This is a genomic window from Kitasatospora sp. NPDC048662 (assembly GCF_055587065.1).
The window spans coordinates 80,638-98,528 of record NZ_JBVJHA010000019.1; the positions used below are offsets into that span (position 1 = coordinate 80,638).

Here is a 17,891-nt window from a genome sequence, read left to right on the forward strand (position 1 = left end):
CGCGGGCATGGCTGAACAGATACAGGGCAGCGCGAAATACCGGAGATCCCCCCGGATTCCCGCCCCCCACATTCGGTGCGGGACGAACTTACGGGCAGTGGCGGCCCGGGCGCAATCGGTACTCAAACCTTTTCGAAGTGACCCGGTTCACGCCGCCGTAATGTTTGAAATTCGCGCCCTTTCAAAAGTGTCTGATCGGGCGGAAATGCATATCCAATGCAAACTTATTGCAATACCTTGAAGCGCTCATGGATTGCGTCAAATATTCTGACATGTCCGGCTTCGGAGGGTGCCGCTCCTTCCGTGTCGCCGGCGGATGGCCCCGCCCCGCACCCCTGCCTCCGGTGCAGGCGCGTGGCGAAGTGTTAGACGCCGTTGTCTTTTCGGAGCCACGCTCAGTACGAACCCCGCCCGGACTGCGCCTCACGGATGATCGCCCGGGCGGTCATCAGCTGCGTTCAGGCTCGGTACGCGCCGCCAGCGGATCAAGATCAGTGCATGCGGCTGCTCCACCTCCGCACTTGCGGGCATACCGATCGGACGACTGCTCGACCACTATGGCCCCCGCGCGGTGATGACCACGGGCTCCGCGCTCGGCACCGCTGCCCTGACCGGCGTCGCCCTCGCGCCGAACCTGCTCGTCACCAGTCTCACCGCCGCAGACTGGGGCCGGCGCACCCTCACCCTGAAGGTCCCTGCACTCGTCGCCGACCGGCTCCTCTCCTCCCGCTCCTCTCGCGTCGAATGCGAAGCCGTTACTGCCGCCACCGAGATTCCGCTCGGCGGCGAGGCCGGCGCGCCCTTGCACCACATCAGGCCCGGGATTTTTGACGATGCCCCCGTTTACGACCGGCAGCCGCTCGCTGCGGACCACTTGCGCGCACTGCGCGCGGTGTCGGTGGGCGAGGACCAGCTGTACCTGGTGTTCTCGGTTGGCATGGGGACCGAAGTGCTTCCGCTGACCACGGTGGAGAAGCGGCTGGCCGCCGGGTGGCAGGGGACCGTCGTTGCGAGCGCGTCGGATCTGCCTGCGAGCGTCATCGAGGCGTGGGTCCGTGAGATCGGACCGCGGCCCGAGGACGGCGAGCGCATCTGGCCCGCTCCCGTCCACGACCCGCACGATCCGCGGTTCGGTGCGGACCTGGGGTTGGCAGACGGCGACCGCGCCACCGCCTGGCTGCCGTGGCGCGGAGAGAACGTCGAGTACGGCCTGCGGTGCCTGGCGATGGCACGCGGTGCCGCCGACCTGCGAACGCTCGATGACAGCCGCGACCGCGAAGGACGACGGCGCACGGTCCCGATCGCGGTGTGGCACGGTCTGCTGGCCAGCGTCCGTCACCTCGACCTGCGGCCGTTTAAAACGCCCGGCACCGACCGGCGGCACGGCGGCAGCGGAATCCCGCTCGGCGTCCTTGCCGGCGTACAGGTCTACACGACCGATGCCCAGCCGGGCTGGAACCGCAGGGGCCACTCGGCGTTCTGTTCGTACTCCGGGGAGCGCGGTGTCGCCGCTGACGACGACCTACTGACCATTGCGGACCTCCTCACCCGCGACGGGTTCGACTGGTGCAGCAAGTGCCATGGCTTCGCGGTGCGCAGGTTCACCGACTCCCAGGTCTCCTACTACCGTGCGGCACACCGCCTCCACGCCGTCGCGCAGAGGCTCGAAAGGGACGGCGGCGCCACGGACGCGACCAACTGGGAGAGCCTCGCGAATCAGCTGACAAACTCGCCGAGTGGCACCCGATCGGCGAGCCGTACCGGGACGGTCCCGGCTCGTGGCGCTGGACGGAGATCATCCGCGACCTCCGACACCGTCTCGCGAACGGCCACCGGACCCCCTGACGAGGTTGCCGGCATCTACTGGGCCGCAGGCGGCTACGCCGCTCGCAGGCCATCACCACCCCGACCCCGAAACAGGTTCTGCTGGTTGGCCGCTTGGTCGAGTGCCCGGACAAGGGCCTCGACGGCCTGGTCTGCGGAGTCCTTGAAGAGGTGGCCGTAGAGGTTGATGGTGGTGGCGAGGGTGGATCGGCGCAGGGTCTTGGAGACGATGGCGAGGGGGATGCCTTCGGCGATCATGATGCTGGCGGCGGTGTGGCGCAGGTCGTGTAGACCGATCCGGGGCAGGCCGGCCTCGGTTGTGCGCTTGCGGAGTTGGTTGAGGACCCACTGGGGCCGTAGGGGAGCGCCGGTTGGCTTCGAGAAGACGAGTCCTTCGAGGCGGCCGTCGGGGTGGGCTGCCATCTGGATGGCCGCTTGGCGGTGGAGGGCGGCGGTGACTCTGGGGGAGAGGCTGATCCAGGCGCGGCTGGCCTCGGTCTTGGGCTCGCCGAACGTCAACTCGCCGTTGTTGACAGCGGCGAGGGTCCAGCGGACGTAGAGCTTGCGGTCCATGAGGTGGACGTCGGACCAGTGGAGGGCGAGGGCTTCGCCGCGGCGCATGCCGGTGCCGAGCATGACCTCGAACAGATCGGTCAGCTGATCCGCGTACTGCTCCGAACCATGCCGCAGGAACGCCGCGGCCTCGTCGGGGGTCCAGCAGGTGCGTTCCGCGGCACGGGGCTTGGGCGGGACGGAGTGCTTGGCGGGGTTGTAGCGGAGGCGCCAGGAGCGTACGGCGGCGTTGAGCGCGTTGCGCAGGGTGGAGGCGGCCCGGTGGACGGTGACTTTGCCCCGGCCGGCGTCGAGTTGGGCGGTGATCCACTCGTCGATGTGCTTGGGCCGCAGGTCGAGGAGCCGGTGGTGGCCGAATGCCGGGATGAGGTCGCGCTCCACGCATGCCTGGTAGCCCGCGTACGTGTTCGGTGCCAACCGCACTTTCTGCAGGATCAGCCACTCCCGGAGGAAGCTCGCAATCGTGGTGCGGCGATTCTCGTACACTCCGCGCAGCTCGCCGTCCAGTACTGCGGCCATCTCCCGCGCCGCCTCGGCCCGGGAAGCGAACCCACCCCGCCGGCGGGTGCGGCGCTGTCCCTCGTCGGGGGCGAGGTCGACGCAGTACGTCCACTTCCCGTGCTTCACATCGCCGGCCAACTGAGGGCACCACGGCCCGAGTTGCTTTCCGTTGCTGTCCGAGCAGCCGCACCGCCGGTACACCCTGCCCCGCTGTGGACGCTGTCCCATGGACCCCTCCTCGCACTCGGTGCTCTCTGTCACCAAGGTTCGCGACCCCGTTCGGCGTGTCGGTAGAGCGTGCGACCAGGGCGCGAAGCGCGCCTTGGTCGGCCGGCGGCGACACGCGCAGGACGACACGCCGCTTGGAAGATCACGGCACGTAGTCGATGGGTAGACGGTTCTGATCCACCCCGGATGCCCTGCAGCAGGCGACCTTGCAGGCTGCTGTTTCGAGCTGCGTCATCGGTATGCGGCGAGTAGTGGTTGGAGTGCTGTTACTCGGCGTGTCCACGGCCGCTGCTGGGCCTTGGGACCATTTTGGGACCAGCTGTCATGGCCGCTGGTGGACGCATATGGACGGAGCTGGACATCTCTGACCGACCTAACGCCTGGGCCTCCGTCAGGTCGCGCGAGCCGCATGAGCACTCCTTCTGGATCAACTCCTATGTGCAGTAGATGAGTTGGCCGCCCACTCGGTACCCGTCGAGCAGGCGGCCAATCAGCAAGGTAGTAGGCCTGGGGGTCAAGGGGTCGCAGGTTCAAATCCTGTCGTCCCGACTTGCATCACTGCAGGTCAGAGGCCGTTTCCGCCGGATGGCGGAGACGGCCTTCGTGGTTGGTGGTCGCAGTGTGGTCGTGAACGCTCGTTCACGTCGCGCTCCGGAGGGCACTACCTGCACTCGGGAGCGCCTCAGGGCGGCTGGCTCCTCGTTCGTTGGCGATTTGAGCGCGGCAGACAGGCCGTTCGGACGCGGTTCGGCGTCGGAGCGACGTTGATTTTTCTGTGGGCGGGCATGCTTGTGAGACCCGCGGCGTTCGTCTGTGAGCGGTTGCTTGAGTGGACGTCAGCTGTGGACCGGCTGCCCGGTGTTCTGTGTACCCCTGGTGTGGGATGGGGCTGTAGCGCCGTCAGGCGGCGTGGCTGAAGAGCGGGTTCGGTGCCGGCCCGCTGAGGGCGAGGACGTCAACGCCGCGCGCGCGGGCTTCGACGAGGCAGAGCCTGGCTTCGATGGTGTGGACCGCGGCCATCGCGACATCCCAGGTCAGGTGGCTGTAGATGTTCGCGGTGGTCGAAAGGGTGGAGTGCCGCAGCGTCTTGGAGATGACCGCCATGGAGACGTTGCCCTCCAGGGCGAGGGTGGCAGCCAGGTGCCGTAGGTCGTGGATGGTCACGTGGGGCAGGCCGGCCTGCTTGCGCAGCTCGTGGAAGCGCCGGCGGACCGCGGCCGGGTGGAGGGGCTTGCCGTCCGCGCCCTGGAAGACGTGGTCGTTGTCGGTGGAGGTGCTCCTGGCCATGGCGCGCTGGAGGGCGGCGGCGACGCGCTCCGACAGGGGCACCCAGTTGCGGCTCTTTCTGGTCTTCGGTTCGGTCAGGACGAGTTCGTGGTTGTCGATGGCGGAGAGGGTGTGGCGGATGTACATGACGCGGTCGTCGATCCGGACGCACTGGCGTTGAAGCCCGAGTGCCTCGCCCTTGCGCAGGCCGGTTCCGATGATGACCTCGAAGAGGTCGGCGAAGGCGGGGTCGACGTTGCGGCAGTGGGCAAGGAAGGTGACGGCCTGCTCCGCGCTCCAGGGCACGCGCTCGTCGGCGCGGGGCCGGCGCATGGGCAGGGGCTGAGCCGCGTTGAAGGGGAGCCGGTGGGTGCGGACGGCGGTCCCCAGGGCGCTGGAGAGCGTGGCCAGGCAGTGGTAGACGGCCTGGCGGCCGCGGCCGGACTCGAGCTGCTCGTGCGCGTAGGCGGCGATGTGATCGTGGGCGAGCTCCTCCAGACGCAGCTTGCCGAACACGGGGATCAACTCGCAGAGCACGTAGGTGCGGTAGCGGGCGTACGTGGTGGGCTTGAGCAGGAACTCCATCGACTTCAGCCACTTGGTGAGGTAGGCGGCCACCGTCTCGTGCGGGTCGGCGTCGAAGCCCGACAGACGTCCCTTGAGGACGCCCCGCAGCGCCGTCTCGGCGTGCCACTCGTCCTCGAATCCGCCGCGTCGCACGGTACGTCGGCGGCCGCTGAGGGAGGGGATGTCGACGGCGAAGGTCCAGGTTCCGTGCCCCTCGGCGGCAAGACGCGGGCACCCGGCCCCGAGCTGGCGCCGAGCCACGTCGCGGCATCCGCACCGACGGTAGACGCGGCCCCGCCGCCGCTCTGAACTGCGCACTTTCGTCTGCCTCCTGCGGTCCTGACTTCTCGATCAGCCCGCGAGGCTACAGCTCCCGCATCCGGATGGCCGCCTGCGACCACCATGCGATCACCAACGCGGAATCATGACTCTGACCTGCGACTCTCGGTGAGAGCCCGCAGGTTGACCGTTTTGTTGGCTCGCTCGGCATGGCGCAAGTGCGGTCTCGGTTAGGTAGATTCTGATGCTTTGTCACCTTCTGTGGCCGGAGCCGCTCGTGAGAGCATGCTCTGGCCAACGTCCGTGACGCCGTGTCGTCAGCGTCAGCACCGCGCCGCCGGGTGCCGGCGCACCCGGGTGACCTCGCTGCTTGCTTGCTGGCATGCCTCGTACCGGTGGGACCATCCGAAATCTGATATTGGCACCAATATCGCCACCATCACCAGCGACGAAACGCTGGAGGAATGGGTAGGTCGGGTCGCAAGGGCTAACAATCCAATATGGAAGACGCCCCGCCAGAACTGGCAAAGGCCACTGGGTGGCGCAGGGCGCAAAACGGCCAGCTCTCTTTCCTTCGCCACCGGTCTTGTTTGGTGTTTTCTGCTCAGCGTGCCCAGGAGTTACGCGGTCGCGATTGTGATCGAGCAACCTGCACGGCAATGAACCGCTGCCTACGGCAGACTGGTCCGGCATCGAGTCCGCGACGCTGACCATGCGGCCGGAAATTCTTCGGGCGTGCAGCACTGGCCGGGCTCGTGAACTGTCCTGTTCCTCCAACGGCCTGTCCGCGCTCGGCACCGCCGACGCCCTGGCCGCCTTGGCCGCCGCCGAGCAGCTGATCGCCCAGACTGCAGACGCGGTCTTCCGGCTCGCCGAGGACCACGCGGCGAACTTCGTCTCCTACGTCTGGTTCACGCTCGACGCACTCTCCCGCATCCCCACCCTCACCGCGCGGCCTCCGCTGGCGGCGGTGCACAACCTGCTGGCGATGCGGCAGCTACCCCCCGATCTCCAACAACGCTGGCTGACCCTGGCTACCGAGACCGCCGAGCAGTACGAAGCCACCGAATCTGCGGCCCGGCGCCGCTGGACCTCGCCGGGCACCAGCATCGGGACCGCCCGACGACTCGATATCCTCGCCGAAGCCCTCACTGTGTACCTGCTGCAAGACCCCTCCGTCACCCCGGACAGTGAGGACGCGTGGGCCAGCATTTTCTCCAGGCCCTCTCCCCACGAGTGGCCTCTGCAGCGCGCCCTGGACTTCTTCGCTCAGCACGAGGTCTACGACATCCTGCTGAAGCAGCCCGAAGTCAAAGGCGCGTGGTCGTTCACCGAGAGGCAGTCCAAGACCAGCGCCCGGCGGAACGTCGACATCGCCGCCGCGATCACCGGATGGATCTCCGGCGAGCCCATCCCCCGCCTCGCTACTGCCTGGCTGCCCGGCCTGGACAGCGAATGGGCTCTGGAACAGACTGTCAGCAACATCAGTGAGGCTTTCGAGCACTACCTCGCCTGGACCGTCGGGGCACTGGTCAACCTCGTCAACCTTCGCCTCGAAGAGACCGAGGCCGAGATCCGCCTGCCCGCCGCCGCTGGCTGGCATCTGCGCCACGGCGTCGACACCCCACAAGCCCTCGCGCTGCTCAACGCTGGCGTCACCTCCCGTCGTCTCGCACGCCAGATCGGACGTACCGCAGCCGAACGCGGCATCGCCGCAGAAGAGTTGCGGGCCTGGCTGACCGGACTCCACCTCGCTGGTTGGCGCGACCAGTTCGCCGCCACTGAATACGAGATCAACGACCTGCTCGAGTATGTCCGCAAACGCCGCCCCAGCCTGATCGGAGCACTCCTGGACACTGGCCACGTCTCCCTCGACGTACTCGTCACCAGCGCCGCACCCGCCCAACCAATCGTCGTCCAGCTACGACCCGACCTCGGTCCGGACCCCGCAACCCTCGTTGTCGACGACGGCTCGCACATCCGTGCTCTGGTCCCTGCCGATGCCCACCTCGACGTCCACGCGATCACGGCAGTGGCATCGACTTCGAAGCGATTCTGACCGGAGGCCGCATCACCCTCGCACTGCCCCTCGTGCGCTAACAGGCTCGCGGACTACTGCGGCAATCCCCTGACCCGCGTCCTTAACCTTCGACGAGACGAACTGCGATCCGTCAGTCTTCGGCGAGATTCGCTCAAGGTTCGGTGCGACGGGACATCGGGGAGCGATACCTCGCGGGGAGCTTACTTCCGAAAATAATCGTTTGACAGTTCGAATGTGACGTATTGTCAGACCCTCCCTCTAGCTTGGCCCTCGTGTCGGCCATCTACGGAAGGGGACCCTCCCAGTGTTCTTCGAGGAACCGACTGCGGCCTACGAGAGCCTGACCGCGCGGATGAAAGCACTGGCCGTGGTTCGTCCGATCGTTGGCCTCGACTCCAGCAAGGCGAAGACTGAGAGGGGCTGGCACGGTTACCGGCTCGCAGAACTGGCTCTGGCGGCTGTCGACTTCGTCGCCCTGAGCAGCGATATGGGAACGATGGTTCGCCAGGATGCCGTGGCAAAGGAAGTCGCGCGGTACGCGGCCCTTCAGGTGCCCGAAGGGACAGAGAGCGAACGCGTGGCCATTGGCACGTGGATCATCGAGCGACTGATCAACGTCGAGGAGCGCGACCGTGCGTTCCGGCAGCCCATCGGCACCCTCAACGAAGAAGGCTTCTCCGTAAGGGACTTCCCGTTCCAGATCCTCAGAGAGGTACCCGACGAGGTCGGGCGTGCCGCACTGGTGGTGACCGAGGCCGCGATCAATGTCCTGCTCCATGCGATTGACATCGACGTCGCATCGGCGCAAGTCGCGGCCGAGGCCCGACTGACCGCGATGCTAAAGCGGGCCCGTATCGAGGACGCGTTGCAGGCGGCACTGCACGCCCGCCGGCAGAGCTTGCGCTACGCGAAGCAGCTCATCGACTGGAGGGCCGCCATGCAGCGCAGCGTGCGCGCCATCAGCTGGACGGACCAGGTCGATGAGGAGGTCGAACTCGCCCTCGATCATGTCAAGGCGCGCTCCGATGCCGAGACTGCCATGCAGCAGCGGGTGGGCGAGCTGCTCGAAATCACCGAGGACGAGCGGAAGCGCCAGCAGCTACTCGACCTGGGCACTGTGCTCGCCGACTGCCTCAATCGCCACGCGGGGCTCACCGTCTTGCTGATGCAGCTCGGCCCGGAGTTCCGCCGGCAGCAAGACCGGCAGGTGTTCGTCGTACCCGCGCTGCACACACGGGTCCATCTCGAGGACCAGCTTCTGCGGCCAGTCCTGGAGCTGCCGATAGACAGTGCGGACGGGCCGCTGGCGGCCTTCACCCGCGCGGCCTTCGGCCCCAGGCGCCCGCACGTGCTCTACCTCCCTGACTTCTTCGCTGCACTGTGCCGGATCACCGAGAATCAGCCGTTGGAGCCAGCTGTCGTCCAAACCGATCACGAATGGGACGAATCCGCCAACGAGCCTCTGTTCACCGCAGAACAGGAACAGGACGCGGCAGACATCCTCGCCGGCGTCCCAGCGGCGGGGGTGCGCCTGTCCGCGCTCCTGCAACGAGCACGGCTCAACCCGCCAGGCGTAGGCCAGCAGTGGGGGGCCGATCACTTGGTCGCGCTACGTGTCCAGGAACTCTTCCGCAACGTCCCCGTCTCCCAACTGGCCGAAGGGAAGCAGACGGTTGTCGCGATCGACGACGGCGCGGAGCTGGATGACCCGCGGTTCGGAGGATCCGACTTCCTCGTGCTGAGCGTGCGGGCCGAACCGGTCAACTCCACGGGAGGCTCGCCCGGCGCCCGCCCCATCCCGTCGCCCCGCCACCCCGGCGCCCCTGCACCCGCGAAGGAACAGGCATGACGAACGATGACGTGGCGGACGCCACCCGCATGATTGCCATGGCCCTGGGCCGCGGCAGGGTGCCAGCACGATCGGGCGAGTACGCGAGACTCGTCCAGCGCTACCACCGAGACCCTGACTATGCCCACATGGTGCACATGGCGGCGAAGGGCTTCGATCTGACGGTCCTGGACGTCGACCACCGCTCAGGACTCATCCTGGGCACCACCACGGAGAGCTCACTGTCCTTGTCGGTCACCGAGCTGGTGCCCGCTCCCCTGGACCGGCCGTTGTATCTGCTCGCCCAACTCGCCATCGCCACGCTCGCGTTCCCTCGACCGCAAGACTTGGACGACGACGAGTTTGTGGGTCGCGTCACCGCCAGCGCCGTCGACGACTTCGTGCGCGAACATGCTCTGGCGATCGAGCAGCGCATCACCGCGGCTGGTGAGGACCAGGACCCGCCGACCGGCCAACCGGGGCTGGAGGCACTATGGCGTGCGTACCTGCGGCGCAGCGCCACGGGCAGGACCAAGGGCGACAACACGCCGTTTGCCGCCAGCCGCAAGATCGTCGAGCGAGCACTGAAGCACTTGGTCGAGTACGGCTTCATGCACAAGGTGCCAGGCGACGGCGAGGGCACATACGTCACGCACGTGAAATACCGCGTCCAGATCCGCGAGCTCGCGGCCGGCGAGATGCTCGGAGAGCTCGCGGCTCTGGGCATCTCACGTCTGCCGAGCGGAGACCTCTGCCGCACAGACGATCCGGCCCCGCCAACGCCCGGCGCCCCCGGCCCCACGCTCACCGCACCTCTCGCCGACTGACCGCACGGGAGTCCACTGTGTACGAGTTGAACCGCGTCCTGCTGCGAAACTTCGGCCCCCGCGACGCCCGGTACGAGTGGGTCGACCTCGACCTGTCCGGTGTCGGAGAGCCGGTGTCGACCGGCGCCCTGGTTCCCGACGTCGGCCACGTTCCACATCGGCCCTCGCCCGCGAGCCTGGTGATGCTGGAGAACGGGGGCGGCAAGGGCGTGCTCCTCACCGCGATCATGTGTACGACCATTCCTTACCGCCACAAGGATCTCGAGGCGCTTCGCAAGTTCGTCGTCTCGCCCGTCCAGCCGTCGCACGTCGTGATGGAGTGGGTGGACGCGCGCACCGGCCAGCTCCTGGTCACCGGTCAGGTCCTGGCGCCGGCAGCAGACAAGCACCTCAGCAGGCTCTTCTACAGCTTCCACCCCGGAGCGGCCCTCACCGCCGATCGCCTGCCTTTCCACGATGGCGGCATCTGGCTCTCCTACGACGACTTCTGCACCGAGCTGCGGGACATCAGGGCCCGCAATGAAGGACTGGGCCTGCGGGAGGAAGCCGGCCAGAAGGAGTGGGAGGCCCATCAGAACAGCCTCGGCCTCGAACCGGACCTGTTCAACGTCCAGCGCGCGATGAACGCCACCGAGAGCGGTGCCGCCAACGCGTTCACCACGACCACGTCCGGTGCCTTCGTGGAGTGGCTCCTCAAGAAGGCATCCGACGCTTCCGATTACGATGCGGTCGGCAAGATGTTCACCGGGTACGCAGGGTCAGTCTCTCAGTACCAGCTCTGGCAAAAGGAACGCGCGTTCGCTCTAGAGATGCAGCGCCGGTGCCAACAGGTCGACGACGCGCACACAGCACAGCGCGCGCAGGCAGCACAGGCATCACAAGCCTCGAAGAACCTCGTGGCGCTGGCTTCGACACTCCTGGCCAGGGACAGGCAACTGGCAGGTGAGGTTGAGCTGTGCGGCGCCGCCTACGAGCAGGCGGACGTCGAGCGCCGGAAGAGGATGCGCGCACAGGACGCCGCCGACCACGCGCTGCGACACGTCGAATGGCACAGCCTTCGGCTGGATCTGGCCGATCTTGAAGCCAAACGGGCGGAAGCCGAGGCGAGGAGACTTGAAGTTGAACAGGAACGCGACGGCTGGGCCCACGTACCGCTGGCCCTGGACCTCGCGACTGCTCGCCATGCCTTCGACAGTACCCAGCTCGACCTGACCCGGGCCGAAGGGGCCATCGCGCCCTATGCGACAGCCGCCGATGACGCCGCAGCCCGGCTAAGGATCGGCCTGCGGCTGGAAGAAGAGAACGTCCGTAAGAAGATCCACGACCTGCAAGAGGCTACGCGCACCAGCGGGATCGAGGTCAGCGCGTGGCGTGCCCGAATGGGCGAGATTCGAAAGCTCGACGGTGCTGCGGAGAGCGAGACGGCGAGCCTCAGCTCGTTCGTCGCCCAATTCGAAGCGGACCTCCAGCGCTCGCGCGATTCGCGGGACGTGCTGGCCGGAGAGACCGCGGCGGACGCAGCCACCCGCTCCCGCGCGGCGGAAAAGGATCTCGAGGAGCAGGCCGGCGATGCGAAAGCCGCCGTCGACGATGCGAGGACGAGCGCTGCCCGTGCCCGGGCGGAGCTCTCCACCGCCGATGCCGCCGCGTCTGCGGCCAGCAATGCCGCCGACAATGCGCGCACTGTGATCGACCGGCTCCGAAGCAGGGCACGGCACATCCAGCGCGATCCCCTCACCTCGGAGCTGCTGGAGACAGAACCTGACGCGACCGGCGATGATGCCTTGGCCTGGATCTCCGCCGGGGCAGGGCCGCTGCACGAACTCGCCGGGCGCCGCCACGCAGCTCTGGAAGGAGCGCTTACCGCTCAACGGCGCAGGCTGGACAGAGACCAGGAGTACCTGGCTGCCCTGGACACCAGTGCCGGGCTGCTCCCCGCCCGGGCTCACGTACGCGAGGTCTGCGACGCCCTGCTTGGGCATGGAGTCGCCGCCCATCCGGGATGGATCTGGATGCGCGACAACCTGCCGACCGACCTCCACGCCCGGGCCGTGTCCGATCACCCTGACCTCGTGGACGGAGTGATCGTCACCGACGAGTCTGCGCTGGAGAAGGCGCGCCAGTTCCTGGAAGAGCTCCGGCCACTGCCGGCAGCGGCTGTGGCCATCGGAACCGGTAACCGCTTCGCCAACGTGGCTCCCAGCGACCAGGCGGGGCGCACCGTGGTGGAGCCCACACCCGCCATGCACGATGAACTGGCCGCGGCACGCGAGCGGGAGATCGTCGAGGTTCGCATCCGGGAGACCTCCGAGGAGATCCAGCAGCAGGAGACACGTCGAAAGGCCACGGCACGTCTCCTTGCCGCCCTGGACAACTGGCAGGACGAGATCGGAGAGCTTCCCCTCGACGTACGTCTTGAGGAGCTGAGGAGCCTTCAGGGCGCCGCCGGGGTCGCCAGGGAAGCAGCCGACGCGGCCTCCGAACGGGTACAAGCACTCGAACTGACCCTGGGCGAAGCTGAGTCGCAGCGCGAGACCGTCCGCGCCCGGTGGGCAGTCCAGCGAAGGACGGCAGACGACCTGGAGCGGCTAGCCGGCCGCGAGGCCGAGGCCGGCCGTGCTGCTGACCGGATCGCCGAACTCGAACGCCGGACCACGATGCGGCTCGTCGAGTTCAGCGAGCTGGAAGCAGCCTGCTCCGCAGCGGAGGACGAGAGCCTTCGCCGTGCCCGCCTCATCGAGAACCACGAGCAGGAGGCGGCCGGACACAGCCGGGAGCGGGACTTGACCACGGCCACCGACGAGGCCGAACGCCGCCAGGCACAGTCCGGCCCGCTCGACCCCTTGCCCGTGCTGCGACAGCAGTACAAGCAGGCCGCCTCCGACCTACGCGCCCGTGAGGTCGGTGAGGACCTTCGCGAGCGCGCGCGGACTGCGGAGGCCAACCTCCGGACCTGCCAGGCTCTCTGGAAGAAGGTCCCACCCCCTGTACAGGATCGAGCACAGGTCCTTGCTCAGGACGCACGTGCTGATGACGCCACCCAGCGAGACGCTCTCGTGCGCAGCCTGACCGAGCGGGGCACGCGGCTGCAGACCGACGAAACTCACCTCAATTCGCAGCACGCCCGCGTCCAGTTGCGGCTCGAGCAAGCCCGCCCGGCAGAAGGCCAAACCTGGCTGGAGGAGGGGGCCGCACGGCAGTGGACCCCGTATGACCGGGCCCAGGCCCAGAAACTGCGGGAGACAGCCGGAGAATTGAAGACCGGCGCGGACCGGGCAGCGCGTACGGCCGGCGAGGCATTCTCAGCCGCAGACCGCGCCAAGCAGCAGGCTGAGCGCAGCCGCACGACCCTCGCCCCCGTCCTTGCACTCTTCGAGGCGGCGATCAAAGGCATGCCCATCGATCAGGAGGCCGCACCCTACCCTGGATCACTCGAAGGCACCGAGTCCAAAGCCCGAGAGGCTGTGAGCCTCCACATGACGACCCACAAGCAGAAGACCGCGGCCGACCGAGCTGTCGAAGGAGCCGTTGCCGATCTGAAGGACTCCGTCTCCAACGTCGCGTACCACGACCTGGACATTCCCCTACGCACACAGATTTCTCAGCTCGACGGACGGAAGATCCCTGCCCTGGCCGCCGATTGGGCAACCGCTCTCACTGAACGCGCCGCTGTCCTGGCCTCTCAGCTGAACGGCGTCGAGCAAGTCCGCGACACCCTGGTCCTCCAACTGGCAGGCCGTGTCTCCGAAGAGCTCAAGAAGCTCGACCGTGCCAGTGCCTTCTCCGTCTTCCCCGACGACGCCGGCCCGTGGTCGAACCAGCGCTTCCTGACCATCAGGTACCAGCCGCCGGAGCAGCCCCTGCTCCATGGACTGATCCGCGAAGCCGTGCAGACCATGGCCACTTTCCCAAACGCCGCCGGGCTCAAGGGAATCGACGTCGTCATGCGCTGCCTCCATAGCGCCGTCCCACGAGGCTTCACCGCCAAGGTGATCAAACCAACTGCTTCGCGCACCATCGAGCACGTGCTCGTGGAAGACATGAAAACGATCTTCTCTGGCGGCCAAGAACTCACCGGAGCCATCCTTCTGTACTGCGCGCTGGCCGCCCTGCGAACCTCACCAGGTCCGCGCAGTCGCACTCGGCACGGCGGTCTCCTCATGCTGGACAACCCCATCGGCCGCGCCAACGCCGACTACCTTGTGCAGATCCAGCAGGAGATGGCCACCGCACTCGGCATTCAGCTGCTCTACACCACCGGGCTCAGCGACGACAACGCCACCCTGCGGTTCCCCCTGCGCATCCAACTCCGCAACGACGCGGAAGCCCGAAGTGGGCTGTCCCTCGTCCGCGTCGACGAGCACGTGCGCGCGTCCCTGGTCCCCCGGCCACGGGTCACACCCGACCCCGAGGCCCCCGAGCCCGCCGGCTACCTGAGCACCGCCCGGCTCTACACCAAGACCGAGGCCGGACAATGACGACGCCAGACGACAGCCCGGTGCCACCCTTGTCTCCAGCCGCTGCCCGGCTCAACGACACCCTGCATGCCAGGACCTCCGGCGGCGGCACGCTCTCTCGCACAGCCCTGACGGAGGCATTCGCCTCTGCGCTGCCGGGTCTGTCCCACAGCGGCAACAGCCGCCGTAGCCTCGCCACCTTGCTCGTCGAGCTTGCCGACGCGCAACTCCTCGCCCTGCCCTCCAGCCCAGCGAAGTGGGACGCCGGGCGCCCCCCGCTACCCGACGCCGTCCGCATCGCCCGCTCCCATCCGAGCTCCGCAGCACCCCGAGAAGCGCGGTCATGGAGACCGGAGCTCAGCTGGGCATCGACCGCGCGCATCACCACCGCACAGACGAACATCCTGACCACGATCAACCGGTGGTTCCGGGACACGAGTAGCACGGCACAGGCCCGCCGCCCACTGTCCCTGCGCGAACGATCCCACGAGATCTTCAACGATGAGAAGCGCCTTGACAGTCTGATCAGCGGAGCGCTGTTCGGCCCGGGCCGACTCGACATGGACCAGCTCGCGACCTACCGGGAACCCCCACCGCTCGCCTACCGACACCTCGGAGACGGCGACACCATCCTTGTGATCGAGAACAGCGATACCTTCGCCACCCTGCGCCGTCTGCTCCAACGCGACCCCGGCCGCATCGGCTACATCGCTTTCGGTGCCGGCCGCGCCTTCGAGGCGACCGTTGCCAGCGTCGCCGAACTCCCTCAGGTCCACCGCATCCTCTACTACGGGGATCTCGACGCGGACGGCCTGTCCATCCCGGCCAGGGCCTCCATTGCCGCAACGCTGTTGGGTCTACCGCCCGTTGAACCAGCGGAAGGCTGCTACCGGCTCCTCCTTACCCGCCCTCGCAACACAGCGCTCAAGATCGACCCGAGCCGCGCCCGGCTACTCGTGGAATGGCTGCCGCCCGCCCTACAAGATCAAGCGCTCGTGATGCTCACGGCAGGTGACCGCGTCGCCCAAGAAGCCGCAAACCAGAACCACCACCTCGCAGACACTCAGTGGCTCACCATTCGTGAGACGGCACCAACGACCTCCCGCCCACACTCCGAGCCTCCGCCGCGAGGTGCTGACGGCGAGAGCGCTTCGGTCCCAGCGCCGCAGGCGGCGCAGCCCTGCCCCCAGCCGCGATCCGATAACCTCACGCGCCGACCTGATCAGATCCCCGCGGTCACCCTCACCCGCACAGCCAGTCCCTTCGATCAACCGACAGCATCCTGAGCCACCGCCCCGCACCGGTGATCGGCCCCGCGCGGGCCGGCTACTGCTCCGCGGGTAGGACCCCGTATGGCGTGCGGGGAGTGCCTGCACCCGGGCGGCTGGCTCTGCGACTCCCAGAGGACACGCGTTCGGCGCCGACCCTCACCGAGGAAAGCAGGCAGAGAAGTTGTCAGAAGTCCGGGGCGTGGTGGGGGTCGTCGGGGTCAAGCGGTTCCAGGCACTTCGTCCCGTCCTGCCGGGCGCCGGGTGTCCTGACCTACGCGGCCAGACAGGTGCTTGGCACGGTCGTGGAAGTCCTGTCCTCGTGGTGGGCGTCGGCGCGGTCGAGTGCAGCGGATAGCGCTTTGACGGCGTCGTCGGCGGAGTCCTTGAGGAGGTGGCCGTACAGATCGGCGGTGATGGCGAGGTTGGCGTGGCGCAGGGTCTTGGAGACGATGGCGAGAGGGATGCCAGCGGCGATCATGATGCTGGCGGCGGTGTGGCGCAGGTCGTGCAGGCCGATGACGGGGAGGCCGAGTTCGGCAGTGCGCTTGCGGAGCTGGTCCAGCAGCCACTGCGGGCGAAGCGGCGAGCCGTCCGGGCGGGCGAAGACCAGACCTTCGAGGCGGCCGTCGGGGTGGGCCGCCATCTGAATGTCGGCCTGGCGGTGGAGCGCGGCCATGGCTCTGGGGGCGAGGCTGACCCAGGCACGGCTGGCCTCGGTCTTAGGCTCGCCGAGGTGGATCTTCCCGTTGTTCACGGCGGTCAGTGTCCAGCGGACGTAGAGCTGGCGGTCCATGAGGTGTACATCGGACCAGTGCAGGGCGAGGATCTCGCCGCGGCGCATGCCGGTGCCGAGCATGACCTCGAACAGGTCGGTGAGGTGATCGGCATAGTGCTCGGCGTTGTGGCGGAGGAACGCTGCGGCCTGGTCCGGGGTCCAGCAGGTGCGCACCATGGCGCGGGGCTTGGGCGGGACGGAGTGCTTGGCCGGGTTGTAGCGCAGCCGCCAGGTCCGCACCGCGTGGTTCAGGGCGCCTCGCAGCATGGCCACCGCGTGGTGGACGGTAGTGCGCCCGCGGCCGGCGGCGAGCTGGGTGCTTACCCAGGCGTCGATGTGCTTGGGGCGTAGGTCGAGCAGCAGCATGCTGCCGAACGCGGGGACGAGGTCGCGTTCGATGCACGCCCGGTAGCCCGCCCAGGTGTTCGGGGCCAGCGCCGGGCGCTTCGCCTCCAGCCACTCGTACAGAAAAATGCCGACGCGCAGTGTCCGGTCCTCGTACACACCCCGGTACTCGGCATCCAGCACCCGCGCCATCTCCCGGGCCGCCTCCGCCCGGCTGGCGAACCCGCCCCGCCGCCGAGTCCGGCGCTTGCCGTCCTCCCAGGCCAGGTCCACCGCATACGTCCACCGACCATGCGCGGTATCGGCGGCCAGCCGCGGGCACCACGAACCCAACTGCTTCCCGCTGCTCCCGTCCGTGCACCCGCATCGCCGGTACACCCTGCCACGCTTGGGGCGCTGCGCCATGGATTCCTCCTCGAACCAAGTGGTGATGGCCCCTCAAGGGTTGCCGGGAGGGCGAGCGTGTCGGCAGAGCGTGCGTAGCGGGGCGTGGAGCACAGCAAGATCGACTGACCGGGACACGCGCCCGGCGACACGCCGCGAGGATGGTCGTGATGCGTATCGGCGGGTAGGTCAGCTTGATCGCGATGCGTCAGCCTCCGCGAGGTCGTTGCCTGGCCGCTACTCCGGCGCCCTCGGCGGCTCGGTCTGAACCCTGAGCACGACACTCGCCCATTGGTACATTGCCATCCCACAGACCCCCGACCGCCGTCAGTTGGACGCCTGGCGCGAAGCTTGGAACGTACGCACCCGAGCGCGCAAGCACCGTTCGAAGTATGGCGATGTCAACGTCCCGCCTCACCAGAGGGCGATCGTTCCGTCGTTAGCCGTTGGGCTGCCAGCCAAGGAACGGTGCGGTATTTCCAGCCGTTCGAGGAGACTGACCACATCCTTGTGGTGCGCCTGAGGGTAAGTCAGACCCAGGAGTTGGCGTGCTCTGGTGAGTGCGACGTAGTAGACCCGGGCTACTTCGCTTGTGCGGCAACTTCGGCTCTCCCACGCTTGGAGGAACTCAGTGGCTGTTGTCTTTCCGGGCTTGAGAGCTGCGTTTCCGCTGTTCAGGCATAGGGTCGGTGGTCTCGGGGAGTGGTGGCGTGTCATGTTGTCGC

9 protein-coding genes are annotated in these 17,891 nt (G+C 67.6%); 6 read left to right on the plus strand and 3 right to left on the minus strand.

All coding sequences use genetic code 11. The features are described 5' to 3' along the window. Positions 1-1,878: 1,878 nt before the first annotated feature. A complete protein-coding gene (locus tag ACZ6R9_RS32270) occupies positions 1,879-3,036 on the minus strand; it encodes a tyrosine-type recombinase/integrase (protein WP_380478254.1) in 1,158 nt (385 codons plus the stop codon). Between the two features lie 990 nt (positions 3,037-4,026). After that, positions 4,027-5,220, minus strand: coding sequence for a tyrosine-type recombinase/integrase (locus ACZ6R9_RS32275; protein ID WP_465542201.1), 1,194 nt, complete (start codon positions 5,218-5,220; stop codon positions 4,027-4,029). A 375-nt stretch (positions 5,221-5,595) separates the two neighbouring features. On the opposite strand from ACZ6R9_RS32275, the gene ACZ6R9_RS32280 reads away from it, so the two are divergent. From ACZ6R9_RS32280 to ACZ6R9_RS32305, 6 genes are all read left to right on the plus strand, one after another. Then, a complete protein-coding gene (locus tag ACZ6R9_RS32280; protein ID WP_465542203.1) occupies positions 5,596-5,901 on the plus strand; it encodes a hypothetical protein in 306 nt (101 codons plus the stop codon). 49 nt (positions 5,902-5,950) lie between these two features. Then, on the plus strand, positions 5,951-7,297 hold the full coding sequence (locus ACZ6R9_RS32285) for a hypothetical protein (protein WP_465542205.1): 1,347 nt from the start codon (positions 5,951-5,953) through the stop codon (positions 7,295-7,297). Positions 7,298-7,583: 286 nt separating this feature from the next. Beyond that, complete coding sequence (locus ACZ6R9_RS32290; protein ID WP_465542207.1) at positions 7,584-9,128, plus strand: hypothetical protein; 1,545 nt, start codon at positions 7,584-7,586, stop codon at positions 9,126-9,128. Beyond that, positions 9,125-9,934 (plus strand): hypothetical protein, encoded by an 810-nt coding sequence (locus ACZ6R9_RS32295; RefSeq protein ID WP_465542209.1) that lies wholly within the window; start codon positions 9,125-9,127, stop codon positions 9,932-9,934. The genes ACZ6R9_RS32290 and ACZ6R9_RS32295 overlap by 4 nt, the downstream gene beginning before the upstream one ends. Positions 9,935-9,951: 17 nt before the next feature. Then, a complete protein-coding gene (locus ACZ6R9_RS32300; protein ID WP_465542211.1) occupies positions 9,952-14,412 on the plus strand; it encodes a coiled-coil domain-containing protein in 4,461 nt (1,486 codons plus the stop codon). A gap of 179 nt (positions 14,413-14,591) precedes the next feature. Further along, positions 14,592-15,677: a Wadjet anti-phage system protein JetD domain-containing protein gene (locus ACZ6R9_RS32305; RefSeq protein WP_465542213.1), complete on the plus strand. Its 1,086-nt coding sequence runs from the start codon at positions 14,592-14,594 to the stop codon at positions 15,675-15,677. Positions 15,678-15,933: 256 nt separating this feature from the next. On the opposite strand, the gene ACZ6R9_RS32310 is transcribed toward ACZ6R9_RS32305, so the two are convergent. Beyond that, positions 15,934-17,055 (minus strand): tyrosine-type recombinase/integrase, encoded by a 1,122-nt coding sequence (locus ACZ6R9_RS32310; RefSeq protein ID WP_465542215.1) that lies wholly within the window; start codon positions 17,053-17,055, stop codon positions 15,934-15,936. Positions 17,056-17,891 lie beyond the last annotated feature (836 nt).